The sequence below is a fragment of the Micromonospora sp. NPDC049366 genome (assembly GCF_044466625.1).
GTDB lineage: Bacteria > Actinomycetota > Actinomycetes > Mycobacteriales > Micromonosporaceae > Micromonospora.
In genome coordinates, this window is the sequence record NZ_JBITMV010000025.1 from 39,216 (window position 1) to 60,848 (window position 21,633).

The following is a 21,633-nucleotide window of genomic DNA, read 5'->3' on the forward strand; positions in this document are numbered from 1 at the left end:
GCGACGAGCGGATGCGACGGTCGCGGCGTGCCGCCCGAAGGGGCGTGCGCCGCACTCGGCCCGCCTCGCGGACCGGCGCCCTCGCGTGCTGTGGAACCCGGCTGCCGGCGGCTGCGGCAGCCCACCGCACCGCTCGGCTTGCGCCATCCCACCACGAGGCGCGGCGTCCGCGCAATAGGTGTTGCTCGATGTGTAACTCGGCGCTCGCGAGCTGCCGCCCGGGTCGCCTGGCGCGACTTCGTCAACTCGCGTCCATCGCCCGGCGCGCGACCATATATTCCGGTTCGACCCCTGTGCCCCCGGATGACACGAGGGTCGCGCGGCGGTGCCGAGACGGGAGGGCGGACCGGTGTTCGAGGAGGTGCACCGCCGCTGGCGGGCCGGCGAGTCGGTGGCCGTGGCCACCGTCGTGGCCACCTGGCGGTCCGCCCCGCAGCCACCCGGCGCCGCGATGCTCGTCGCCGCCGACGGCACCGTCACCGGCAGCGTCTCCGGCGGCTGCGTCGAGGCCGACCTCTACGAGCGGGCGCGGGGCGTGCTCGACACCGGCGTCCCGGAGCTGGTCCGGTACGGCGTCAGCGACGACGACGCCATGGCCGTCGGGCTGACCTGCGGCGGGGTGCTCGACGTGTTCGTCGAGCGGATCGACGCCACCGGCTTCCCGCAGTTGGGCGCCGTCGCCGCCGCGCGAGCGGCCGGCCGCCCGGTCGCCGTGGTCACCTGCGTCGCCGCCGACGCCGGTGAGCCGCCCGGCACGGCGATGCCAGCCGGAAACCCGGCCGACACGGCGGTGCCCGCCGACGACCCGCCGAGCACGGCGGTGTCCGCCGGGAACCCGCCCGGCACGAGCGTGCGCGTCGACCCCGCCGGACGGCTCGGCCGACGGCTGGTGCTGGCCGACGACCGGGTCGCCGGATCGCTGGGCAGTGAACGGCTCGACGCGGCGGCCGCCGCCGACGCGGTCGGGCTCCTCGCCGCCGGTCGCAGCGGGATGCTCCGGTACGGCTACGACGGGCAGCGCCGCGGCAGCGGCGTCAGCCTCTTCGTCGCGGCGTACGCGAGCCCACCCCGGATGCTCGTTTTCGGCGCCATCGACTTCGCCGCGGCGGTGGCCCGGATCGGGGCGTTCCTCGGCTACCGGGTGACCGTCTGTGACGCCCGGCCGGTCTTCGCCACCGCCCGCCGGTTCCCCGACGCGAACGAGGTGGTCGTCGACTGGCCGCACCGCTACCTGCGGGCCGAGTTGGACGCCGGCCGTGTCGACGGGCGGACCGTGGTGTGCGTGCTGACCCACGATCCGCGCTTCGACGTGCCGGTGCTCGCGCTGGCGCTGCGACAGCCCCTCGCCTACGTGGGCGCGATGGGGTCCCGCCGCACCCACGACGAGCGACGCAAGCGGCTGCGGGAGGAGGGGCTGGACGAGGGGCAACTGGCCCGGCTCGCCTCGCCGATCGGGCTCGACCTCGGTGGGCGTACGCCCGAGGAGACCGCGGTCAGCGTGGCCGCGCAGATCGTCGCCGGCCGGTGGGGCGGCACCGGACGGCCGTTGACCGACCTGGCCGGGCCCATCCACCACCCCGGCTGACGCGGAGCCGGGCCCGGACGCTCAGTCGAGCGGCGCCTCGCCGGGCGCGTAGCGCGTGACCAGGTGCTCGCGCCCCGGCGGCGGGTCGTAGGGCTCCGGCCAGAACTCGGTGATCCGCGCGATCCGCCCGGCGTCGTCGAGGTCGAAGAAGGTCAGGGCCGCCTGCTGCTCGTCGCCGACGTTGAAGGTGGCCGAACTGGCGGCGTGACTGCCGGACCCGGTCACCCGGGTCACCCGCAGGTGCCAGTCGCCGGGGTATTCCTGGTTGAACCGCAGGTAGGCGTCGCGCCCGGCGATCAGCTCGCGGGTCTGCGGCAGGTGGTAGACGACGTCGTCGGCGAGCAGGGTGCCGAACCGTGGCCAGTCCCGTGCCTCACAGGCATCCCAGTACGCCAATACCGTATCTTCAGCGCTCGTCATGGCGCGCACTGTGCCAGCCTGGTGCGACAGAACTCCCCAGGTGGACGACGGGTACGCGGGCACGGCCCGACGGTGGGGCGCCTGCGGCGACGGGAGGACCGGAATGGGATACACGGTGGTGCTCGGTGAGGCACTGGTCGATCTGCTCGACACCGAGCGCGACGGCGAGCCCGTCTACCGACAGGCGATCGGCGGCGGTCCGCTGAACGTCGCGGTCGGGGTGGCCCGGCTCGGCGGTGCCGCGCAGTTCGTCGGCTCGCTCGGCGACGACGCGCTGGCCGGCCGGATCCGCGCTTTCCTCGCCGCGGCCGGGGTCGGCCTGACCGGCGCGGTCACCGTGCCGGCGCCGACCGCGCTCGCGGTGGTCACCCACGACGGGGTGGAGCCCGACTTCCGCTTCTACGGCGAGCCGCGCTCCTACGGCCTGCTCAGCGCCGACGATCTCGACGCCGGGCTCGTCGAGGGCGCCGACGTGCTCTACTGCGGCTCGATCGTGCTGCTCCAGCCGGTTGTCCTCGCCGCCGCGCGCCGGGCCTGGTCGCTCGCCGGCGGGCTGCGGGTGTTCGACCCGAACGTGCGGCCCCGGCTGCTCGACGGCCCGGCCGCGCTGGACGAGCTGCGCCAGGTCGTCGCCGAGTTCGCCGCCGGCGCCCACCTGGTCAAGTTGAGCAACGCCGACGCCGCGCTGCTCTACCCGGGCGAGCCCGTGGAGGGCGTCGCCGCCTACCTGCGGGAGCTGGGCGCGGGCACGGTGGTGGTGACCCTCGGCGCGGACGGCGCGGTGCTCGCCGCCGCCGACGCCGACCCGGTCCTGGTGGCGGCGCCGAAGGTGAACGCGGTCGACACGACCGGCGCGGGCGACTCGGTGATGGCCGCCCTCATCGCCGACCTGCTCGTCGACGGCGAGCCGACGGACGCGGCGGGTTGGGTCGACCGGGTGGCGTTCGCGCTGAGGGTCGCCGGGGTGGTCTGCGAGTCGCCCGGGGGTGCCACCTCCATGCCGACCCGCGCCCAGGTGCTGGAGCGCTTCAGCCGCTGACGCGGGCCGGTCGGGCGGCGGCGAGGGTCGAGACGGCGGTGAGCGAGAGCACGACCGCTCCCGCCACCACCGCCGCCATCGGCACCGCGCTGCCCTCGCCGCCGAGCCCGACCAGCGGAGCGGCGAGGGCGCCGACCACCGACTGGACGGTGCCCATGAGGGCCGCGGCCGTGCCGGCGGTACGCGGGTGACGGTCCAGCCCGAGCGCGGTGCTGTTGGGCGTCACCATGCCCCGCCGCGCTGGAGGCCGCCGTCCCGCACCTGGACCGCCTCGCCGCGTTGCTGCGCGGCCCCGTGTGACCCTTCCGCGTCGACGGGGCGCGACCGGGTCTCAGGCGGTCGGACCGAGCTCGGCGTAGCCGCGCCGCACCGCGGTCAGGGCGGTGCGCCCGCCGAATGGAGCCTCGGCGGCGACCTCCTCCGGGGCGATGCCGTCGCGGTGACCCGCTCGGATCAGCGCGGCCAACTCCGCCAACAGCCCGTGCTGGTCGCGGACGAACGCCACGTCCACCGGCCCGCCGTGCCCCGGGACCACCACCGTGCCCGGCCCGCTCAGGTCGAGCAGCTCGGCGACGGCGTCCGGCCACCGCAGCGGGTACGCGTCTTCGAAGGCGGGCGGCGTGCCCTGCTCCACCAGATCCCCGGCGACCAGCAGGTCCGCGTCCGGCACGTGCACCACCAGGTCACCGTCGGTGTGTCCCGGCCCGGGGTGCCGCAGCAGCACCCGGCGCCCGCCCACGTCGAGCACCGTCTCGTCCCGTACCGGATGGGTCGGCGCGAGCAGGACGATGTCGGCCAGCGCGGGCGCGAGCGCCGGCCACCCCGCGCTCACCTCCGCGTACGCCTCGCGGCGCAGCCGGTCCGGGTGGTCGCGCAGGGCGGCCACGACGCGCTCGTGCGCGTACACCGGCCGGGGCGGGTCGGCGGCGAGGACCGCGTTGCCGAAGCAGTGGTCGAAGTGGCGGTGCGTGTTCACCACCGTCCACGGCGCGTCGGTGACCGCGCGTGCGGCGGCCGCCAGCTCGGCGGCCTGCCCGGCGGTGGAGAGCGTGTCGACCAGCAGTGCCGCGCCGTCGCCCACCACCAGCGTGACGTTCACGTCCAGCAGCGGCTCACGCAGCACGTGCACCCGGTCGGCGACCTCGGCGAAGCGGAGACTCATGCGGTACGCGAGGCGCGCTCCACGAAGCGCTGGCGGTCGACGAGCACCCGCTCCACCCGCCCCTGCGCGACCGTGTCCGACCCGTCGGTGACGGCCACCTCGAACAGCAGGCGACGGCCGTCGACCGTCACCAGCCGCGCCTGGGCCCGCACCGTCCGGCCGACCGGGGTCGGCGCCCGGTGGTCAAGCTCCACCCGCAGCCCCACGGTGGTCATGCCGGCCGGCATCCGGGTCGCCGTCGCCGCCACCGTCGCCGCCTCGGCGAGCGCGACGACCCGTGGCGTGCCCAGCACCGGCACGTCCCCGGAGCCGACCGCCTGCGCGGTGTCGGCATCGGTCACGGTCAGCTCCACCTGGGCGGTCAGACCCGGGGCGAACGCGGGCTCCGGCTGCTCCTGCATGGCCCACAGCCTAGGGGCTGGACGATCTGCCGGCCACGCCCCGACCGTCCCGGTCCGTCCCCGTCGGCCCGGTCCGCCCGACGCGGCGAGTCGGCCCGTCCGGGCCCGACGGCCACGGTCGGCGTCGGTCGATGCGTGACCCGCCGCTAACCTTGACCGCGATGGCCGTCGTGACTGACCCGCAGCCCCCCGCCCGGACCGACCCGCCCGCGTCGCCCGACGGCGGGCGTCGCCGTCTGGTCGCCATGGCGATCTGGGGGGTCGCCTTCGTCGTCGGTTGGCTCGTCATCGGGCTCCCCACCGACCCCGCCTACGCGTTCCTGTGGATCTGGGCCGCCACCATCGCGTGGCACTCGTCCCGGCCGTGGCGCAGCCACCTGCGCTTCGCCCGCGACTGGGTGCCGGTGGTGCTGCTCTTCGCGATCTACAACCTCTCCCGGGGCTTCGCCGACAACGGCGCCGTCCCGCACGCGTACGAGCTGGTCGTCGCCGACCGCTTCATGTTCGGCTGGGCGACCGGCGGGCAGGTGCCCACCGTGTGGTTGCAGCAGCACCTCTACCGGCCCGAGGTGCAGTGGTGGGACGTGCTGGCCAGTTGGGTGTACTTCTCGCACTTCGTGGTGGCGCTCACCGCCGCGGCGGTGCTCTGGCTGCGCAACCGGGAGCGTTGGGGCGCGTACATGAGGCGGTGGGGTTTCCTCTGCGCCGCCGGCCTGGTCACCTACTTCGTCTACCCGGCGGCGCCCCCGTGGTGGGCGGCGCAGAACGGCCTGATCGAGGAGGTCGCCCGGATCTCGACGCGGGGCTGGAAGGAGTTCGGCATGCACGGCGCCGGCAACCTGCTCAACGCCGGCCAGATCGCGTCGAACCCGGTGGCCGCGATGCCGTCGCTGCACACCGCGTGGGCGCTCTTCGTGGTGCTGTTCTTCCTCCAGGCCACCCGGCGTCGCTGGTGGCCGCTGCTGCTGGCGTATCCCCTGGCGATGACCTTCACCCTGGTCTACTCGGGCGAGCACTACGTGATCGACGTGCTGGTCGGCTGGGCGTACGTCGGGATGACCTTCCTCGTGGTCGGCCTCGCCGAGCGCTGGTGGGCCGCCTACCGGGCGCGCCGGCGTCGGCCCGACGAGCCGGTCGGCCCGCCGGACGGCGACGCGGCCCGGGACGCGGCCCGGGACGCGGCCGACGAGGCCGCGGTGACCGACCCGCCCGCGGTGCCCGCCACCCGCTGATCCCACGCCGGCGGTGTCCGCCTGCGGGCCGGTCCGCCGCTGACCCCGCCGTGGTCCAGCCGTCGGTGCCGGCCGTGCAGTCCCTCGCCGCGCCCGCTCCTTCTCCCCGCCGGTCCTGTCCGGTTGCCGGCTGGTCCTGTCGGGGTGCCGGCTGGTCCTGTCGGGGTGCCCGCTGGTCCTGTCGAGCTGCCCCAGATTTGGGGCGCCCCAAATCTGGGGCAGCTCGACAGCGTCCGAGGTAGCGATGGCCGATCGGCGCGGTCGGGGATCGCCGCCGTCGCGAGCGTGGCCCGGGCGGCCGAGCCGACCGGCAGCGGACCTGGGCGGTGGTCCGGTCCGGCGGTCACCCGCGGAGCGAGGTCAGGCGGGTCGGTGGGCGGCGTGCGTGCGGGCGGTCAGCTCGGCGGCCAGCGCCCACGCCTCGGCGACGTCGCGCGCCTCGGCCGCCGCGCCCGCCCCGCCGGCGATATCGGCGTGTACGGTGGCCAGGCCGAGCCGTCGCTGCAGCGGACCCTGCACCACGCGGACGCTCTGGATGCGGGCGTACGGCACCAGGGTGAGCTGCCGGGTGAGCAGCCCGGAGCGGACCGCGAAGACCCGCTCGTGCAGCCCGGCGCCGAGCGCCCCGCGACCCAGCGGATGCAGCCAGCGGGCCCGCCGTGGGGGTGGGAGCAGCGGCAACCCGGTCAGCGGCACCCCGGGCAGCACCTCCGCGACGATCTGTTCGGCGCTGGCCAGGTCGCCGACGGGCAGCAGGCGGTCCGGGCGGTTGCGTTCGTCGGCCTCGCCGACTGAGTAGCCGGCCACCTCCAGCCGTAGCCGCAGCCAGCCCTTCGCCCGCCAGAGCAGCGGCCAGGTGGCGTGGACGGTCTGCACCCGGTGCAGGGGGACGGTCTGCGCCCGGGTCTCCAGCAGGCCGTTGCGCACCCGCAGCGTGCCGTCGTCCAGGGCGAGCCGGAAGTTCCAGTCGTCGAGGACCCGGCGGACCGGTTGCAGCAGCACACCGGCCATGGCGGTGAGGGTGCTCGCCACCGCGATGAACGACCACGAACCCTCGGACAGGAACTGGGTCACCACGAACGCCACGCCGAACGGCAGCAGGAACGCCTGCGGGGTGAGCAGTTGACTGACCAGCAGGTCGGCGTTGCGTACGCTGTGCAGCGCCCGGCCGGGCGGCACCTCGGTGACCGGCCCCGCCGGTACGGTCGCCGCGCCGGCCGGTCCGGGGGGAGCGGCTGCGGCGCCCGGCTCCCCGGCCCGCTCGGCCAGGGCCAGCAACCGCTGCCGCAGCGCGGTCGCGTCGGCGACGCCCAGGTACGCCAGCGGCGCCTCGGTCTTGCCGCCGCCGATGACCTCCAGGCGCAACTCGGCCAGGCCGGTGAGCTGGGCGAGCAGCGGCCGGACCACCTCGACGGCCTGGAGCCGTTCCAGCGGAATCGCCCGGGTGCGTCGCCAGAGCAGCCCCTCGTAGACCCGCAGCTCCCGGCCGACCACGTGGTAGCCGGTGTTGTACCAGCTGATCACCGACAGCACGGTGGCGCCGAGCGCCAGGACGACGACCATCGCGGCGAACCAGCCGAAGCCCACCCGGGACAGGGTCGACCAGGAGAGCCCGGCGATCACCACGACCAGTGACTTCGCGCCGTGCAGGGCGGGGCTGAGCGGGTGCAGGCGCTGCCGCGGCTCACCCGGCTCCGCCCACGGCGGACCCGGCGGGCCGAAAGAACCGGGCGGGCCGTAGGGACCGGGCGGGCCGTAGGGGCCGGGTGGCGGGCCGACCGGGTGGGTGAGCGGGGTCGGGCCGGGCGGGCGGACACCCGGGTCGGCCGGGCCCTCGCTCATCGGGCCGCCCCCGCGCCGGTCGGCGCCGGGCCGGGTCGGCCGCGCACGACCCCCGCTCGGCCGCTCACAGCCCCTCCGCCCGGTCCTTGCCGAGGGCGGTGAGCCGGTCACGCAGCCGGGACGCCTCGGCGGGACGCAGCCCGGGAACCCGGGCGTCGCTGGCCGCCGCGGCGGTGTGCAGTTGAACGGTCGCCAGGTCGAAGGCGCGCTCCAGCGGCCCGGCGCTGACGTCGACGAACTGCATCCGGGAGTACGGCACGATGGACAGTCGGCGGACCAGCAGCCCGTGGCGGACCAGCAGGTCGTCCTCGCGTTCGGCGTAGCCCCAGGCGTGGACCGCCCGGACGATCGACACGCTCCGGAGGGCGCCCAGCAGCAGGGCGACGACGAGCCCCAGACCGAACAGCCAATGGCCGCTGAGGGCCCAACCGATCGCCGCCGCGAGCACGACGACCACGAGGACGGCGGCGAGTCGCAGCAACTCCACCCAGATCAGGTCCCGGGAGATCGGCGTCCACCGCACGGTGGCCGGCCAGGGCTCCAGCGGCCCGGCCGGCGGCGGTCCGGTGAACTCCACTCCGCTCACCGGGGGGAACCAGTCTGCACACTCACGCTTCGAGCGTAGGCGATCCGGACAGTGGTGCGACCTCACGCAGGAAGCCGCGGGCGTCGAGAAAGTCGCCGAGGGAGCCGCGGTGGATGTCGCACGCCAGCCACGTCTTGCGCCGGTCGGCGTCGTGCAGGCGGGGATTGTTCCACCGCAGCGCCCAGACGGCGACCGCGCGGCACTCCTTGGCCGAGCAGATCAGCGGCTCGTCGGCGGGGGAGAGGCTGCTCATCCCGGCCAGTCTAGGCAGCGGGACGGAGAAGTAGAGCGCCGGGCGGCCACGGGGGGAGCCGCCCGGCGACGGGGTGAATCGTACACGCGGCGGACCAGTCCCTGTCCACCCCGTGTGTGGCGATTCGACCCACCGGGACGGCGTGGCGAAAATCGGGTTTCCCCCACCTCCGTACTCAGCCGGGCATGCGAGTCTTGATACGCACCAGCCGCGACGACCGATGATGCTGTGGAGGACCGGTGGCCCAGCCGACCACGCCCGACGCCCCGACCCCGAACGGAGCGGCGCCGCAGAGCTCCGCGCCGGCGACCACACCCGCCGAGGACGCGACCCTGCTGGAGCGGGCGCTGTTCGAGATCAAGAAGGTGATCGTCGGGCAGGACCGGATGGTGGAGCGGATGGTGGTCGCGCTGCTCGCCCGCGGTCACTGCCTGCTGGAGGGCGTGCCCGGCGTGGCCAAGACCCTGGCGGTGGAGACCCTCGCCAAGGTCGTCGGCGGCTCGTTCGCGCGGGTCCAGTTCACCCCCGACCTCGTGCCGGCCGACATCATGGGCACCCGCATCTACCGGCAGTCCAGCGAGAAGTTCGACGTCGAGCTCGGCCCGGTGTTCGTCAACTTCCTGCTCGCCGACGAGATCAACCGGGCCCCGGCCAAGGTGCAGTCGGCGCTGCTGGAGGTGATGAGCGAGAAGCAGGTGTCCATCGGCGGCGAGACCCACAAGGTGCCGGACCCGTTCCTGGTGATGGCCACCCAGAACCCGATCGAGCAGGAGGGCGTCTACCCGCTGCCGGAGGCGCAGCGGGACCGCTTCCTCATGAAGATCGTCGTCGGCTACCCGACGGACGCCGAGGAGCGTGAGATCGTCTACCGGATGGGGGTGGCCGCGCCGGAGCCGGCGCCGGTGTTCAACACCCCCGACCTGATCGCCCTGCAGCGCAAGGCCGATCAGGTCTTCGTGCACAACGCGCTCGTCGACTACGCGGTCCGGCTGGTGCTCGCCACCCGCGCTCCCGCCGAGCACGGCATGCCCGACGTCGCCCAGCTGATCCAGTACGGCGCGAGCCCCCGCGCCTCGCTCGGGCTGGTGCGGGCCACCCGGGCGCTGGCCCTGCTGCGCGGCCGGGACTACGCGCTGCCCCAGGACGTCCAGGACATCGCCCCGGACATCCTGCGCCACCGTCTCGTGCTCAGCTACGACGCCCTCGCCGACGACGTGCCCGCCGACCACATCGTCCACCGGGTGATGTCCACCATCCCGCTGCCCTCGGTCGCGCCTCGGCAGCAGGCCACGCCGACGCCGACCACCCCGCCGCCGGGCGCCGGGTGGCCCGGGCCACGCCCGTGACCTCAGCCACCCCTCGCCCCGCCCCCGGCGACCGCTCCGAGGCCGTCCTGTCCCGGCTCCAACTGCTCGTCACCCGCAAACTGGACGGGCTGCTCCAGGGCGACTACGCCGGCCTGCTGCCCGGCCCCGGCAGCGAGGCGGGCGAGTCGCGGGAGTACCGGCCCGGGGACGACGTACGCCGGATGGACTGGCCGGTCACCGCGCGGACCACGATGGCGCACGTTCGGCGTACGGTCGCCGACCGGGAACTGGAGACGTGGCTGGCGGTGGACCTCTCCGCCAGCCTGGACTTCGGCACCGGACGGTGGCTCAAGCGTGAGGTGGTGGTCGCCGCGGCGGCCGCCCTCACCCACCTGACCGTCCGGGGCGGCAACCGCATCGGCGCGGTCGTCGGCACCGGAGGCGGCGCGGCCGCGCCGACCGTATGGCGCCGTCGCCCGCCGGTCTCCGGGCCCGGGGTGCTGACCCGGCTGCCTGCCCGCAGCGGCCGACGGGAGGCGCAGGGGCTGCTGCGGGCGCTCGCCGGCACCGAGCTGCGGCCGGGTCGCAGTGACCTCGGCGCGCTGGTCGACATGCTCAACCGGCCGCCCCGACGGCGCGGCGTCGCAGTGGTCATCTCCGACTTCCTCGCCCCGCCGGAGCAGTGGACGCGGCCGCTGCGCAAGCTGCGGGTACGCCACGACGTGCTGGCCATCGAGGTGGTCGACCCGCGCGAGCTGGAGCTGCCCGACGTGGGTGTGCTTCCGGTGGTCGACCCGGAGACCGGGGAGCTGCACGAGGTGCAGACCGCCGATCCGGGGCTGCGCCACCGCTACGCCGAGGCGGCCGCGGCCCAACGCGCGGCGATCTCCACCGCGCTGCGCTCCGCCGGCGCCGCCCATTTGCGCCTGCGTACCGACCGAGACTGGCTGCTGGACATGGTGCGTTTCGTGGCCGCGCAGCGGCACGCCCGCACCCGGGGGACGACACGATGATCCGTTTTCTGCAACCGTGGTGGCTGCTGGCCGTGCTGCCGGTGCTCGCCCTCGCCGCGCTCTACGTCTGGCGGCAGCTGCACCGCCGGGCGTTCGCGATGCGGTTCACCAACGTGGACCTGCTGCGTACGGTCGCCCCGAAGGGGTTGGGCTGGCGGCGGCACGTGCCGGCGACCGCGTTCCTGCTCTGCCTGCTGGTGCTCTCCTCCGCGCTGGCGCGTCCGGCGGTGGACACCCGTGAGCCGCTGGAGCGGGCGACCGTGATGCTCGCCATCGACGTGTCGCTGTCGATGCAGGCCGACGACGTGGCGCCGAACCGTCTGGAGGCCGCGCAGGAGGCGGCGAAGCAGTTCGTCGGCGAGCTGCCGGAGACGTACAACCTGGGGCTGGTTTCGTTCGCCAAGTCGGCTAACGTGCTGGTGCCGCCCACCAAGGACCGGGGGGCCGTGACCAGCGCGATCGACGGTCTGGTGCTGGCCGAGGCGACCGCGACCGGCGAGGCGGTCTTCACCTGCCTGGAGGCGATCCGGTCGGTGCCCGCCGACGGCGCCGCCGGGATCCCGCCGGCGCGCATCGTGCTGCTCTCCGACGGCTACCGGACCTCGGGCCGCGCGGTGGAGGAGGCGGCCGCGGCGGCGCAGGCGGCGAACGTGCCGGTCTCCACGATCGCGTTCGGCACCGACGCCGGGCAGGTCGACATCGGCGGGCAGCTGCAACGGGTGCCAGTGGACCGGCTGGCCCTCGCGGAGCTGGCCGAGACCACCGAGGGGTACTTCTACGAGGCGGCCTCGGTGAGCGAGCTGAAGCAGGTCTACCAGGACATGGGCAGCTCGATCGGGTTCCGGACGGAGCCGCGCGAGATCACCCAGTGGTACGCCGGGATCGCCCTGCTGCTCGCGCTCTGCGCCGGCGCGCTCAGCCTGCTCTGGTCGTCGCGGATGCTGTGACGGCCGGCCGCCCTCGGGGCCGGCCGGAGTTTCCGGTCGGCCGGCCCGGGGGACGGCGGGTCGGCGTGGCTGGCGGCGCGGGTCAGTGACCGGCGAGGACGAAGACGACGGCCACCCAGACGGCGGCGAGGGTGAACCCCAGCGGGGCGACGTAACGGCTCATGGGAGGCTCCGGGTGGCGACTGGACGGCCCGCGGGCAGGGTGGGGCCGTGGGGTGGATCAGGACGCGCACACGAAGTCGTGACCGGGCGGCTCCCGGACCGCCGATGAGGGGCGGCGCAGACCGCTACCCCCGGTTGACGACCGGGGGCGGGGAGTGCGGGAGCGGAGCTGGGTCAGCTCACCTGCTGCAGCCGTGGCTCAGCGGGGCTGACGATCGGCCCGGCCACGACTGGGAGGATCGCTATCTCGCACAGCGATCACCTCCTGCGGTCGGCGGGGCCCGGGACGTCGATCACTGTACACCTGCCGGAGCGCGACCGCGCAGTCGGCCGACCGGTCAGCGCACCCCCTCCGGGGCGGTGACCCATCCGCTTCCCGGTGGCCGGATTCGGGCGTCCGAGCTCGGTGTGATGTACGCGGCGTTAGCGCTTACCTGCCGGTAACGCCTAGGCTCCGACCCGTCCGTGCTGATGACGTGCAAGGGGGAACCGTGTCCCGTACCGTGCTGGTGACCGGCGGCAACCGGGGAATCGGCCTGGCCATCGCGCAGGCCTTCGCCAAGCAGGGCGACCGGGTGGCGGTCACGCACCGCAGCGGTGAGGCCCCCGAGGGGTTCTTCGGCGTCCGGTGTGACGTGACCGACGCCGAGTCGCTGGACGCGGCGTTCACCGCGGTCGAGGCGGAGCTGGGCCCGGTCGAGGTGCTGGTCGCCAACGCCGGCATCACCGACGACACGCTGCTGCTGCGCATGTCCGAGGAGCAGTTCACCCGGGTGCTGGACACCAACCTGACCGGGGCGTTCCGCTGCGCCAAGCGCGCCTCCGGCAAGATGCTGCGCGCCAAGTGGGGCCGCATGATCTTCGTCTCGTCGGTGGTCGGCCTCTCCGGCGGCGCCGGCCAGGTCAATTACGCGGCCAGCAAGGCCGGCCTGGTCGGGGTGGCCCGGTCGATCACCCGCGAGCTGGGCAGCCGCAACATCACCGCGAACGTGGTGGCGCCCGGTTTCATCGACACCGACATGACCGCCGTCCTGTCCGAGGAGCGCAAGGCGGAGATCCGCAAGTCGATCCCGGCGGGCCGGATGGCCACCCCGGACGAGGTCGCCGCCGTGGTCACCTGGCTGGCGAGCGACAGCGCGGGCTACGTCTCCGGCGCCGTCATCCCGGTCGACGGCGGCCTCGGCATGGGCCACTGACGCAGATCACCACGACACAGACGGAGGAACTCCTGCATGTCCGGACTTCTGGCCGGTAAGCGGCTGCTGGTCACCGGCGTCATCACCGACGCCTCGATCGCCTTCTCGGTGGCGAAGCTCGCCCAGGAGAACGGCGCGCAGGTCGTGCTGACCGGTTTCGGGCGGCTCTCGCTGGTGGAGCGCATCGCCAAGCGGCTGCCCGAGCCGGCCCCGGTGATCGAGCTCGACGTGACGAACCCGGAGCACCTGGCCGGGCTGGCCGACAAGGTCCGCGAGCACGTCGACGGCCTGGACGGCGTCGTGCACTCGATCGGCTTCGCGCCGCAGAGCTGCCTCGGCGGCGGTTTCCTCGACGCGCCGTGGGAGGACGTGGCGACCGCGCTGCACGTCTCGACGTACTCCTACAAGTCCCTCGCGGTGGCCGCGCTGCCGCTGATGTCCGCCGGCGGCTCGGTGGTCGGCCTCACCTTCGACGCGACGAAGGCGTGGCCGGTGTACGACTGGATGGGCGTGGCCAAGGCCGGGCTGGAGTCCGCCTCCCGCTACCTGGCGCTGCACCTCGGCAAGCAGGGCATCCGCAGTAACCTGGTGTCCGCCGGGCCGCTGCGCACCATGGCCGCGAAGTCGATTCCCGGCTTCGAGCAGTTCGAGGACGCCTGGACGGAACGCGCCCCGCTCGGCTGGAGCCTGACCGACCAGGAGCCGGCCGCCCGGGCCTGCCTGGCCCTGCTCTCCGACTGGTTCCCGGCCACCACCGGCGAGATCGTGCACGTCGACGGCGGCTACCACGCGCTCGGCGCCTGACGCGGTCCCGGGGTGGTCGCCGGGCCGTCCCGGTGGTCGGGGGAGAATGGAGCAATGGCGTACGACGCGGTGGTGCTGATCAGCTTCGGGGGCCCGGAGCGGCCCGAGGACGTGATGCCGTTCCTGCAGAACGTCACCCGGGGTCGCGGTGTGCCGCCGGAGCGGCTGGCCGAGGTCGCCGAGCACTACCAGCACTTCGGCGGGGTCTCCCCGATCAACCAGCAGAGCCGTGACCTGCTCGCCGCGATCCGGGCCGACTTCGCCGCCAACGGGATCGACCTGCCGGTCTACTGGGGCAACCGGAACTGGCACCCGATGCTCGCCGACACCGTCACGCAGATGCGCGACGACGGTGTGACCAACGCGTTGGCGTTCGTCACCAGCGCGTACGGCGGCTACTCCTCCTGCCGGCAGTACCAGGAGGACATCGCGGCGGCCCGGGCCGCGGTCGGCCCGGACGCCCCGGTGATCGAGAAGCTCCGCCAGTTCTGGGACCACCCCGGCTTCGTCGAGCCGCACGTCGACGCGGTGCGGGCCGCGCTGGGCCGGCTCGACCCGGCGCGGCGCGACAGCACCCGTCTGGTGTTCACCGCCCACTCGGTGCCGACCTCGATGGCCGCCAACGCCGGCCCGCACGGCGGCCGGTACGAGGCGCAGCTGCGCGAGACCGCCGCCCTGGTGGCCGCCGCGGCCGCCCCCGATCTGCCGTACGACCTGGTGTGGCAGAGCCGCTCGGGCCCGCCGCAGGTGCCGTGGCTGGAGCCGGACGTCAACGACCACCTGGCCGTGCTGGTGGAGAAGGGCGTCACGGGTGTGGTGGTGAGCCCGATCGGGTTCGTCTCCGACCACCTGGAGGTGGTCTGGGACCTGGACACCGAGGCCCGCGACACCGCCCGGCGGCTCGGCCTCGACTTCGCCCGCGCGGCCACCCCCGGCGTCGACCCCCGGTTCGTGGCGATGGTGCGGGAGCTGGTCACCGAGCGGACCGACCCCGACGGTGCCCGGCTGCGCCGCCGCCTCGGGGAGCTGCCGCTCTGGGACACCTGCCCGACGGTGTGCTGCGTACCGGCACGCCGGCCGTGACCCGACTCGACCTCGACACCCCCTGGGATCAACGATGAATGACCGTAAGCCCGTCGAGAGCTGGCTCACCGACATGGACGGTGTCCTGGTGCACGAGGGGCAGCCCGTGCCCGGTGCGCCGGAGTTCGTGGAGCGGATGCGCGCCTCCGGCAAGCCGTTCCTGGTGCTCACCAACAACTCGATCTACACGCCCCGGGACCTGACCGCCCGGCTGGGCCGGATGGGCCTGGACGTGCCGGAGGAATCCATCTGGTCGTCCGCGCTGGCCACCGCCCAGTTCCTCGGTGATCAGCGGCCGGGCGGCACTGCGTACGTCATCGGCGAGGCGGGGCTGACCACGGCGCTGCACGCGGTGGGCTACGTGCTGACCGACTACGCCCCGGACTACGTGGTGCTGGGGGAGACCCGCACCTACAGCTTCGAGGCGATCACCAAGGCCATCCGTCTGATCAACGACGGGGCGCGCTTCATCTGCACCAACCCGGACGTGACCGGGCCGTCCGTCGAGGGCGCCCTGCCGGCCGCCGGTTCGGTCGCCGCGATGATCTCGAAGGCGACCGGCGTCGAGCCGTACTTCGTCGGCAAGCCCAACCCGATGATGATGCGGTCGGCCCTGAACACGATCAACGCGCACTCGGAGAGCACCGCGATGATCGGCGACCGGATGGACACCGACATCCTCTGTGGCCTGGAGGCCGGGCTGGAGACGATCCTCGTGCTGACCGGCATCAGCAGCCGGGCCGAGGCCGAGCGTTACCCGTACCGGCCGTCGCGGATCGTCGAGTCGGTGGCCGACCTGATCGACGAGCTCTGATCGGCGGCAGCGTCAGGGGCGCAGCGGGGCGTTGCAGGCCGCGACCAGCGCCTGCCGGCACGCCGTGGTGAGCGGTCGCAGCGCCGCGTCCCGCTGCTGAGCCTCGTAGTTGTTGATCGCGCCGCCCGGCGCGGCGTGCCCGGCCAGGGCCAGCACCCGGTCCAGGACGGCGGCGCGGGCGAACAGCCGGCGGGCGCGCGGATCGAAACCGGGCGGCAGGTCGGTGGCGCCGTCGGGGCGGCGCAGCGCCTCCAGCGCGCCGGCCAGCTCGGGTCGCCACTGGGCGACGTCCAGGCGGGTCAGCGCGGCGGTGGTCTCGGCGAGCGCGGCGGCGAGCTCCGCCTCCGCCTCGGCGGCGCCGGGCAGGGCGAGCGAGGCCGAGGGCGCGTCGGGCGGCAGCGGATAGACCCGCCACAGCACCGTCTCGAACATGTCGCCCGAGCCTGAGGTGTGCGTCCGCACCTGCGGGATCAGGCCCAGCGGGCCGGCCACCACCGCCTCGCCGGCGAGCAGCGCCGCGCCGGCGAAGTCGCCCGGCCCGGGCAGCCCGCGCGGGTCGCCGGGCGCCGGCAGCACCAGGCGGATCTCGTCGGGCGAGAGCTTGGCCAGGGTGGGCAGCGCCTGACCGAGCGGCACGTCGGTCCAGGTGCCGGGCGCGTCGGCGACGAGGTGCTCCTCGTCGCCGGCGATCGCGTCGGCGACCTCGTCGAAGGGCACCAGCCCGGCACGCCAGGCGCGTACCCAGGCAACGAACCGGCTCGACCGGCGGGGCGCCAGCGTCGCCGCGCCCGCTGCGGGGGTGGACATGCCGAAAGGGTACGTGGTCACCACGGGCTGTGTCTCGGCTGCCGCCCCGGCGGCGCCGCGTGCCCCCAATGCCCGCTTCGACCCGTCCGCGACCGACCTGTGCCCGACTCGCCAGGGCGCGTCGGCGTGTCGTGCGGCGGCCCGGCGATTAGCGTGATCGACATGGGCCGGCGGTACGAGAGTGACGTGTTGGCGGGGGACTGGCGGCGGCGCCGGACCGTTCCGGAGGTCGACGCCGAACCCGATCTCGTGGTCGAGGACGCCGACTCGGGCTTCTGCGGCGCGGTCGTGGGTTTCGAGTCCGGTGCGGTGGTGCTGGAGGACCGCCACGGCCGGCGGCGCAACTTCCCGCTGCTGCCGGCGGCGTTCCTGCTCGACGGGAAGCCGGTGACGCTGCGCCGCCCGACCCGCAGCCCGGCACCGGCGCCCCGCCGCCGGACCGCCTCGGGTTCGATCGCGGTGGACGGGGTACGCGCCCAGGTCGCCAAGGCCAGCCGGATCTGGGTGGAGGGCGTGCACGACGCCGCGCTCGTCGAGCGGATCTGGGGCGACGACCTGCGCATCGAGGGCGTCGTGGTGGAGCCGCTCGACGGCATCGACGCCCTGGCCGACGAGGTGCGCGCGTTCGCGCCCGGCCCCGGCCGGCGGCTGGGCGTGCTGGTCGACCACCTGGTCCCCGGCAGCAAGGAGAGCCGCATCGTCGCCGCGGTGACCTCCCCGCACGTGCTGGTCACCGGCCACCCCTACGTGGACGTGTGGCAGGCGGTCAAGCCGGCGGCGCTCGGCATCGCGGCGTGGCCGGTGGTGCCACCGGGCCGGCCGTGGAAAGAGGGCGTCTGCGCGGCGCTCGGGGTGGCGGAGCCGGCGGACATGTGGCGGCACATCCTGTCCCGGGTCGACAGCTTCGCCGACGTCGAGACCCCCCTCATCAACGCGATGGAACGCCTCATCGACTTCGTGACCGAACCAACCTGACCGCCCCTGGCTGGACGGGGGGTCAGGGTGCCTCGTCGGGGGAGCGGGTGAAGACGAAGGTGGCGATGTCCAGCGCCACCGGGTGCCCGGCCGGGTCGCGCAGCACCGTGAGGATCTCGCCGTTCTCCGGGCCGGACCGGCCGCGCCAGCGGTCCGTGGCCTCCGGCCGGTAGCGGCTCACCCGCTCGCCCCGCAGCAGCCCGACCAGCTCGCCGGTGGCCTCGTCCCAGCGGACGTCGAGGGGTACGCCCATCCACCACCAGCGGCCGGTCACCTCCGTGACCTCGGTGGTCGGGGCCCCGGCGGTCGGCCGCCAGGGCGTGGGGAGCGCCGGCTCGGTGTCCAGCACGGTGGTCAGGATCCGCTGCCCGAGGCGTCCGATGCCGAAGCCGTACGCGTTGGCGTAGCCGACCACGGCGGTGCGGGAGGGGCGGTGCACCGCCAGGGCGGCGACGTAGCCGGGCATCGAGCCGCCGTGCCCGACGTACACCCGGTCGCCGTCGCGGTAGAGCTCCAGCCCGAGGCCGTGCCCGCCGGTCCACGAGTCGAGGTCGCTGATCACGACCGGGGAGCACATCTCGGTCAGCGTCGCCGGGTCGAGGATCTCGGGGTCGGGGTCGGCGAGGAACGCCGCCCAGCGGGCCAGGTCCTCGACGGTCGACCAGAGTTGCCCGGCCGGTGCCATCGCCCCGGTGTCGGTGCGCGGCTCCTCCCGCAGCGTGCCGTGCCAGGGGTGCACCACGTAACCGCGGGCGAAAGGTTCGGTGGCCGCGTACGTGGTGCGGTCCATGCCCAGCGGTGCCAGGATCCGCTGCCGCAGCAGGTCCGCCCAGGGCGTGCCGGTGATCCGCTCGAGCGCGCCGCCGAGCAGCCCGTAGGCGAGGTTCGAGTAGTGGTAGGTCCGGTGCGCCGGGTTGGCGATCTTGGACGCGCCGACCCCTCGCAGAAGAGTGGTCAGGTCGGCGCCCTCGGCCCGCTCCCACCACTCGCCCTCCGGTTCGCGCTGCAGGCCGCTCGCGTGCCCGAGCAACTGGCGCAGGGTGAGGGCGCCGACGCCGGTGTCCGGCAGGTGCTTCTCCAGTGGGTCGTCGAGGGCCAGCCGGCCGGCGTCGCGCTCCTGCATCACCAGGGTCGCGGTCATGGTCTTGCTGATCGACCCGATCCGGTACTGGAGGTCGGCGTCGGGGCGGGGGTGCTCGCCGGCGGTGGCGAGGTGGGCGAGGGCGCCGTCCCGGACGACGCCCATGACCAGCGACGGCGTACGTCCGTCGGACTGCGCCTGGGCGACCAGGACGTCGACCTGCCGGGCGGTGTGGGGCAGCAGGGACACGGTCTTCTCCTCCGTGGTCGGGCGCCGGCCGGCCCGCTGGCTGCCGGGACGGCGGGTGCCGCCGAGCTTATCGATCATCGCGGGGCAGCCGCGCGTGCATTCTCGTGTCACGCTTGTGGGGTGGACGCCGTGCTGTGGATCGTGCTGGGTGTGTTGCTGGCGGTCGCCGAGATCTTCACGACGACCCTCTTCCTGATCATGTTCGCGGCCGGTGCGTTCGCCGCGGCGGGTGCCGCCGCGCTGGGCGCGCCGACGGCGGTGCAGGCGCTGGTCTTCGCGGCGGTGTCCGCGTTGACCGTCGCGGTGGTGCGGCCGGTGATCCAGCGGCACCGGCGTACGGCGTTGGAGGCCGGCGAGCAGCCGTTCGGGGTGGAGGCGATCGAGGGATCGACCGCTCTGGTGATCGAGCCGGTGGACGCCGAGCACGGGCTGGTCAAGATCGATGGTGAATTGTGGACCGCGCGGCCGTACGACGCGACGCAGTCGTTCGTCCCCGGCCAGCGGGTGCGGGTGATAAGGGTCCGGGGCGCGACGGCCCTGGTCTGGCAGGACGACGTTTCTTCCGGCGACGAGCTGCCGGAAGCGAGAGGGTGAACGGGATGACAGCGATAACGGTCCTGGTGATCGCCGTAGCGGTGATCGCCGTGGTGACCTTGGCCAAGGCGGTTCGGATCGTGCCGCAGCAGCGGCAGGACGTGGTCGAGCGGCTGGGCAAGTACAAGCGCACCCTCAACCCGGGTCTCAACCTGCTGGTGCCGTTCATCGACGCGGTGCGCACGAAGGTTGACATGCGTGAGCAGGTGGTGAGCTTCCCGCCGCAGCCGGTGATCACCTCTGACAACCTGGTCGTGTCGATCGACACGGTGCTCTACTTCAAGGTCGTCGACTCGGTCCGGGCCACGTACGAGATCTCGAACTTCCTCCAGGCCATCGAGCAGCTGACCGTCACCACGCTGCGGAACGTGATCGGCTCGCTGGACCTGGAGCGGGCGCTCACCAGCCGCGAGGAGATCAACCGGCACCTCTCCGGGGTGCTGGACGAGACCACCGGCCGGTGGGGCATCAAGGTGACCCGCGTGGAGATCAAGGCGATCGAGCCGCCGCCGAGCATCCGTGACTCGATGGAGAAGCAGATGCGTGCCGAGCGGGACCGCCGGGCGGCGATCCTCAACGCCGAGGGGCACAAGCAGTCGCAGATCCTCACCGCCGAGGGCGAGAAGCAGGCGGCGGTGCTGCGCGCCGACGGTGACCGGCAGGCCCGGATTCTGCAGGCCGAGGGTCAGGCGAAGGCGATCCGTACCGTCTTCGACGCGATCCACCAGGCCAACCCGAGCCAGAAGGTGCTCGCCTACCAGTACCTCCAGGCCCTGCCGCAGATCGCCAACGGCACCGCCAACAAGGTCTGGATCGTGCCGGCCGAGCTGACCAAGGCCCTGGAGGGCATGGGCGGCGCGCTCGGCGGGCTCAGCCAGATGGTCGGCGACGTGCCGACTCCGGAGGCGTCCGACGGGGCGAGCGCCGTCGAGCGGGAGGCGGCGGAGGCCGCGCAGGCCGCGGCCGCCGCGGCACAGGAGATCCACGACGAGGTACGCGTCGCCGAGGCGCAGGCCACCGGTGGCAAGCAGCCGGGGCTGCCCGCGCCGGAGCCGGTCTCGCCGGCGAGCCTGTTGAACGACCCGGCCGACCAGCGCGAGCGCGGCTGACCGGTTCCTCGGGTGGGCCGGATCCGCGGGCCCACCCGGGGGCAAATGCGAAAAAGACTCATGGGGCGCTCCGGTGCCTGCCACCATCGGTCGTGGGACGGGTGGTGCAGGTGTCGGGGCGTCCCGACGCGTCCCGCACCGCTCGCGCAGATGGCGAGGTGACGCATGAAGGAACCGGCGAAGCGGATCTGGTCCTCGGCCGCGGTCCCCGGCGTACACGACCCGACCGGCCCGCTCGGCACCCGTCGTACCGGCGGTGGGTTCGCGGTGCTGCCGTTCGTCGGTGAACCCGGCCCGCGCGGCCCCGCCACCAACGCCAGTTGGGCCTGGTCGGTGCGCCGGTTCGCCCGTGCGGCGGTGTGGCTGCTTCCCGCGTACGCCGTGCTCTACGGCGTGGTGGCGATGGCCAGCGACGGTGGGGTGGGCAACGACCCCTATCCGGCCGACGGTCGGGCGCTCTACCTGATCGGCTGGGTGGCGGCGGTCTGGCTCGGCCTGCTCGCCCTGCTGGCCCTGACCGGGCTGCTCGCGGCGACCCGGAGCCGGCGGGAGGCCGCGGCCGGGTTGCTGGTCAGCATCGCCGGGACGGTGCTCATGCTCCCCTTCGCCGGCCTGGAGGAGCAGACCCCGGTGTTCGGCACGAACGCCCGCACCCTGGTCCTGATCGGTGCCACCTGCTACACCGTCGGCTGGTTCCTCACCGGCTGGGCGGTGGCCCGCTCCGGCATGTTCAGCATCGGTGACGGGGTGATGCTCATGATCGCCGCCCCGCTGCTCGGCCTCGGGGGAGCGCTGGTCGGCTCCCTGCAGACGTTCGGGGCGATCTTCGTGCTGATCGCCGGGATCGGCATCGGCTACCGCTCGGGGCGCCTGGTGCCGCACGACATCGTCCGCGACGCGGCGTCCGCCAGCGTGGCGACCGCCACCCCACCGCCAGCCACCCCCGAAGGCCCCCTACCCACCTGACCCCCC

22 protein-coding genes and 1 pseudogene are annotated in these 21,633 nt (G+C 74.2%); 14 read left to right on the forward strand and 9 right to left on the reverse strand.

The genetic code is table 11. From position 1 onward, the window contains the following. Window positions 1–325 precede the first annotated feature (325 nt). A complete protein-coding gene (locus ACIBTV_RS28455; RefSeq protein WP_396709786.1) occupies window positions 326–1,585 on the forward strand; it encodes an XdhC family protein in 1,260 nt (419 codons plus the stop codon). A 21-nt stretch (window positions 1,586–1,606) separates the two neighbouring features. Here ACIBTV_RS28455 and ACIBTV_RS28460 read toward each other — a convergent pair whose 3' ends face one another. After that, window positions 1,607–2,005 (reverse strand): nuclear transport factor 2 family protein, encoded by a 399-nt coding sequence (locus ACIBTV_RS28460; protein WP_396709788.1) that lies wholly within the window; start codon window positions 2,003–2,005, stop codon window positions 1,607–1,609. Between the two features lie 103 nt (window positions 2,006–2,108). On the opposite strand from ACIBTV_RS28460, the gene ACIBTV_RS28465 reads away from it, so the two are divergent. After that, entirely contained in the window at window positions 2,109–3,044 is a 936-nt protein-coding gene (locus ACIBTV_RS28465) for a carbohydrate kinase (RefSeq protein WP_396709790.1), read from the forward strand. On the opposite strand, the pseudogene ACIBTV_RS28470 reads toward ACIBTV_RS28465, so the two are convergent. From ACIBTV_RS28470 to ACIBTV_RS28480, 3 genes and pseudogenes are all read right to left on the reverse strand, one after another. Then, window positions 3,034–3,276, reverse strand: a pseudogene (locus tag ACIBTV_RS28470) (Bcr/CflA family drug resistance efflux transporter); the annotation flags it as partial. The gene ACIBTV_RS28465 and the pseudogene ACIBTV_RS28470 sit on opposite strands and share 11 nt — an antisense overlap. Window positions 3,277–3,375: 99 nt before the next feature. Next, the gene (locus tag ACIBTV_RS28475; protein ID WP_396709792.1) at window positions 3,376–4,206 is read right to left on the reverse strand and encodes an MBL fold metallo-hydrolase; all 831 of its coding nucleotides are present in this window, start codon (window positions 4,204–4,206) and stop codon (window positions 3,376–3,378) included. Then, window positions 4,203–4,607, reverse strand: a complete 405-nt coding sequence (locus ACIBTV_RS28480) for a thioesterase family protein (RefSeq protein ID WP_396709794.1) — start codon at window positions 4,605–4,607, stop codon at window positions 4,203–4,205. Before ACIBTV_RS28480 ends, ACIBTV_RS28475 begins: the two co-directional genes overlap by 4 nt. Before the next feature lie 161 nt (window positions 4,608–4,768). Here ACIBTV_RS28480 and ACIBTV_RS28485 point away from each other — a divergent pair, with 161 nt between their 5' ends. Beyond that, on the forward strand, window positions 4,769–5,839 hold the full coding sequence (locus ACIBTV_RS28485) for a phosphatase PAP2 family protein (protein WP_396709796.1): 1,071 nt from the start codon (window positions 4,769–4,771) through the stop codon (window positions 5,837–5,839). Between the two features lie 360 nt (window positions 5,840–6,199). Here the strand turns inward: ACIBTV_RS28485 and ACIBTV_RS28490 are convergent, their stop codons facing one another. The 3 genes from ACIBTV_RS28490 to ACIBTV_RS28500 all read right to left on the reverse strand — a co-directional run bounded on the left by ACIBTV_RS28490 (window position 6,200) and on the right by ACIBTV_RS28500 (window position 8,520). Beyond that, window positions 6,200–7,681 carry a PH domain-containing protein gene (locus ACIBTV_RS28490; protein WP_396709798.1) on the reverse strand — a complete coding sequence of 494 codons (1,482 nt, stop codon included), beginning with the start codon at window positions 7,679–7,681 and terminating at the stop codon, window positions 6,200–6,202. 64 nt (window positions 7,682–7,745) lie between these two features. Further along, on the reverse strand, window positions 7,746–8,267 hold the full coding sequence (locus ACIBTV_RS28495) for a PH domain-containing protein (protein WP_396709800.1): 522 nt from the start codon (window positions 8,265–8,267) through the stop codon (window positions 7,746–7,748). Window positions 8,268–8,289: 22 nt separating this feature from the next. Next, a complete protein-coding gene (locus tag ACIBTV_RS28500) occupies window positions 8,290–8,520 on the reverse strand; it encodes a hypothetical protein (RefSeq protein ID WP_396709802.1) in 231 nt (76 codons plus the stop codon). A gap of 239 nt (window positions 8,521–8,759) precedes the next feature. On the opposite strand from ACIBTV_RS28500, the gene ACIBTV_RS28505 reads away from it, so the two are divergent. The 7 genes from ACIBTV_RS28505 to ACIBTV_RS28535 all read left to right on the forward strand — a co-directional run bounded on the left by ACIBTV_RS28505 (window position 8,760) and on the right by ACIBTV_RS28535 (window position 15,846). Further along, entirely contained in the window at window positions 8,760–9,866 is a 1,107-nt protein-coding gene (locus ACIBTV_RS28505) for an AAA family ATPase (RefSeq protein WP_396709804.1), read from the forward strand. Continuing rightward, on the forward strand, window positions 9,845–10,840 hold the full coding sequence (locus ACIBTV_RS28510) for a DUF58 domain-containing protein (protein ID WP_396709806.1): 996 nt from the start codon (window positions 9,845–9,847) through the stop codon (window positions 10,838–10,840). The genes ACIBTV_RS28505 and ACIBTV_RS28510 overlap by 22 nt, the downstream gene beginning before the upstream one ends. Continuing rightward, window positions 10,837–11,787 (forward strand): VWA domain-containing protein, encoded by a 951-nt coding sequence (locus ACIBTV_RS28515; protein WP_396709808.1) that lies wholly within the window; start codon window positions 10,837–10,839, stop codon window positions 11,785–11,787. The genes ACIBTV_RS28510 and ACIBTV_RS28515 overlap by 4 nt, the downstream gene beginning before the upstream one ends. A 653-nt stretch (window positions 11,788–12,440) precedes the next feature. After that, window positions 12,441–13,145, forward strand: a complete 705-nt coding sequence (gene fabG, locus ACIBTV_RS28520; protein ID WP_396709810.1) for a 3-oxoacyl-ACP reductase FabG — start codon at window positions 12,441–12,443, stop codon at window positions 13,143–13,145. Between the two features lie 36 nt (window positions 13,146–13,181). Next, a complete protein-coding gene (gene fabI, locus ACIBTV_RS28525; protein ID WP_091597254.1) occupies window positions 13,182–13,949 on the forward strand; it encodes an enoyl-ACP reductase FabI in 768 nt (255 codons plus the stop codon). A gap of 54 nt (window positions 13,950–14,003) precedes the next feature. After that, on the forward strand, window positions 14,004–15,032 hold the full coding sequence (locus ACIBTV_RS28530) for a ferrochelatase (protein ID WP_396709812.1): 1,029 nt from the start codon (window positions 14,004–14,006) through the stop codon (window positions 15,030–15,032). 34 nt (window positions 15,033–15,066) lie between these two features. Then, window positions 15,067–15,846, forward strand: a complete 780-nt coding sequence (locus ACIBTV_RS28535; RefSeq protein WP_396709814.1) for an HAD-IIA family hydrolase — start codon at window positions 15,067–15,069, stop codon at window positions 15,844–15,846. A gap of 12 nt (window positions 15,847–15,858) precedes the next feature. Here the strand turns inward: ACIBTV_RS28535 and ACIBTV_RS28540 are convergent, their stop codons facing one another. Next, complete coding sequence (locus ACIBTV_RS28540; protein WP_396709816.1) at window positions 15,859–16,653, reverse strand: hypothetical protein; 795 nt, start codon at window positions 16,651–16,653, stop codon at window positions 15,859–15,861. A 162-nt stretch (window positions 16,654–16,815) separates the two neighbouring features. Between ACIBTV_RS28540 and ACIBTV_RS28545 the strand changes: the two genes are divergently transcribed. Further along, window positions 16,816–17,628 carry a DUF3097 domain-containing protein gene (locus ACIBTV_RS28545; protein WP_396709818.1) on the forward strand — a complete coding sequence of 271 codons (813 nt, stop codon included), beginning with the start codon at window positions 16,816–16,818 and terminating at the stop codon, window positions 17,626–17,628. 22 nt (window positions 17,629–17,650) lie between these two features. On the opposite strand, the gene ACIBTV_RS28550 is transcribed toward ACIBTV_RS28545, so the two are convergent. After that, complete coding sequence (locus ACIBTV_RS28550; RefSeq protein WP_396709860.1) at window positions 17,651–18,958, reverse strand: serine hydrolase domain-containing protein; 1,308 nt, start codon at window positions 18,956–18,958, stop codon at window positions 17,651–17,653. Between the two features lie 120 nt (window positions 18,959–19,078). Between ACIBTV_RS28550 and ACIBTV_RS28555 the strand changes: the two genes are divergently transcribed. The 3 genes from ACIBTV_RS28555 (at window position 19,079) to ACIBTV_RS28565 (ending at window position 21,627) form a co-directional block, all read left to right on the forward strand. Beyond that, window positions 19,079–19,552: an NfeD family protein gene (locus tag ACIBTV_RS28555; protein ID WP_396709819.1), complete on the forward strand. Its 474-nt coding sequence runs from the start codon at window positions 19,079–19,081 to the stop codon at window positions 19,550–19,552. 5 nt (window positions 19,553–19,557) lie between these two features. Continuing rightward, window positions 19,558–20,661, forward strand: coding sequence for an SPFH domain-containing protein (locus ACIBTV_RS28560; protein WP_396709821.1), 1,104 nt, complete (start codon window positions 19,558–19,560; stop codon window positions 20,659–20,661). 165 nt (window positions 20,662–20,826) lie between these two features. Next, on the forward strand, window positions 20,827–21,627 hold the full coding sequence (locus ACIBTV_RS28565; RefSeq protein WP_396709823.1) for a hypothetical protein: 801 nt from the start codon (window positions 20,827–20,829) through the stop codon (window positions 21,625–21,627). The last annotated feature ends 6 nt before the right edge of the window (window positions 21,628–21,633 follow it).

Excerpts from the sequence above, each read along its gene's own strand:
- ACIBTV_RS28460 (WP_396709788.1), bottom strand. The coding sequence starts at position 2,005 with ATGACGAGCGCTGAAGATACGGTATTGGCGTACTGGGATGCCTGTGAG.
- ACIBTV_RS28465 (WP_396709790.1), top strand. The coding sequence starts at position 2,109 with ATGGGATACACGGTGGTGCTCGGTGAGGCACTGGTCGATCTGCTCGAC.
- ACIBTV_RS28475 (WP_396709792.1), bottom strand. The coding sequence starts at position 4,206 with ATGAGTCTCCGCTTCGCCGAGGTCGCCGACCGGGTGCACGTGCTGCGT.
- ACIBTV_RS28480 (WP_396709794.1), bottom strand. The coding sequence starts at position 4,607 with ATGCAGGAGCAGCCGGAGCCCGCGTTCGCCCCGGGTCTGACCGCCCAG.
- ACIBTV_RS28485 (WP_396709796.1), top strand. The coding sequence starts at position 4,769 with ATGGCCGTCGTGACTGACCCGCAGCCCCCCGCCCGGACCGACCCGCCC.
- ACIBTV_RS28490 (WP_396709798.1), bottom strand. The coding sequence starts at position 7,681 with ATGAGCGAGGGCCCGGCCGACCCGGGTGTCCGCCCGCCCGGCCCGACC.
- ACIBTV_RS28500 (WP_396709802.1), bottom strand. The coding sequence starts at position 8,520 with ATGAGCAGCCTCTCCCCCGCCGACGAGCCGCTGATCTGCTCGGCCAAG.
- ACIBTV_RS28515 (WP_396709808.1), top strand. The coding sequence starts at position 10,837 with ATGATCCGTTTTCTGCAACCGTGGTGGCTGCTGGCCGTGCTGCCGGTG.
- fabI (WP_091597254.1), top strand. The coding sequence starts at position 13,182 with ATGTCCGGACTTCTGGCCGGTAAGCGGCTGCTGGTCACCGGCGTCATC.
- ACIBTV_RS28530 (WP_396709812.1), top strand. The coding sequence starts at position 14,004 with ATGGCGTACGACGCGGTGGTGCTGATCAGCTTCGGGGGCCCGGAGCGG.
- ACIBTV_RS28535 (WP_396709814.1), top strand. The coding sequence starts at position 15,067 with ATGAATGACCGTAAGCCCGTCGAGAGCTGGCTCACCGACATGGACGGT.
- ACIBTV_RS28540 (WP_396709816.1), bottom strand. The coding sequence starts at position 16,653 with ATGTCCACCCCCGCAGCGGGCGCGGCGACGCTGGCGCCCCGCCGGTCG.
- ACIBTV_RS28545 (WP_396709818.1), top strand. The coding sequence starts at position 16,816 with ATGGGCCGGCGGTACGAGAGTGACGTGTTGGCGGGGGACTGGCGGCGG.
- ACIBTV_RS28560 (WP_396709821.1), top strand. The coding sequence starts at position 19,558 with ATGACAGCGATAACGGTCCTGGTGATCGCCGTAGCGGTGATCGCCGTG.
- ACIBTV_RS28565 (WP_396709823.1), top strand. The coding sequence starts at position 20,827 with ATGAAGGAACCGGCGAAGCGGATCTGGTCCTCGGCCGCGGTCCCCGGC.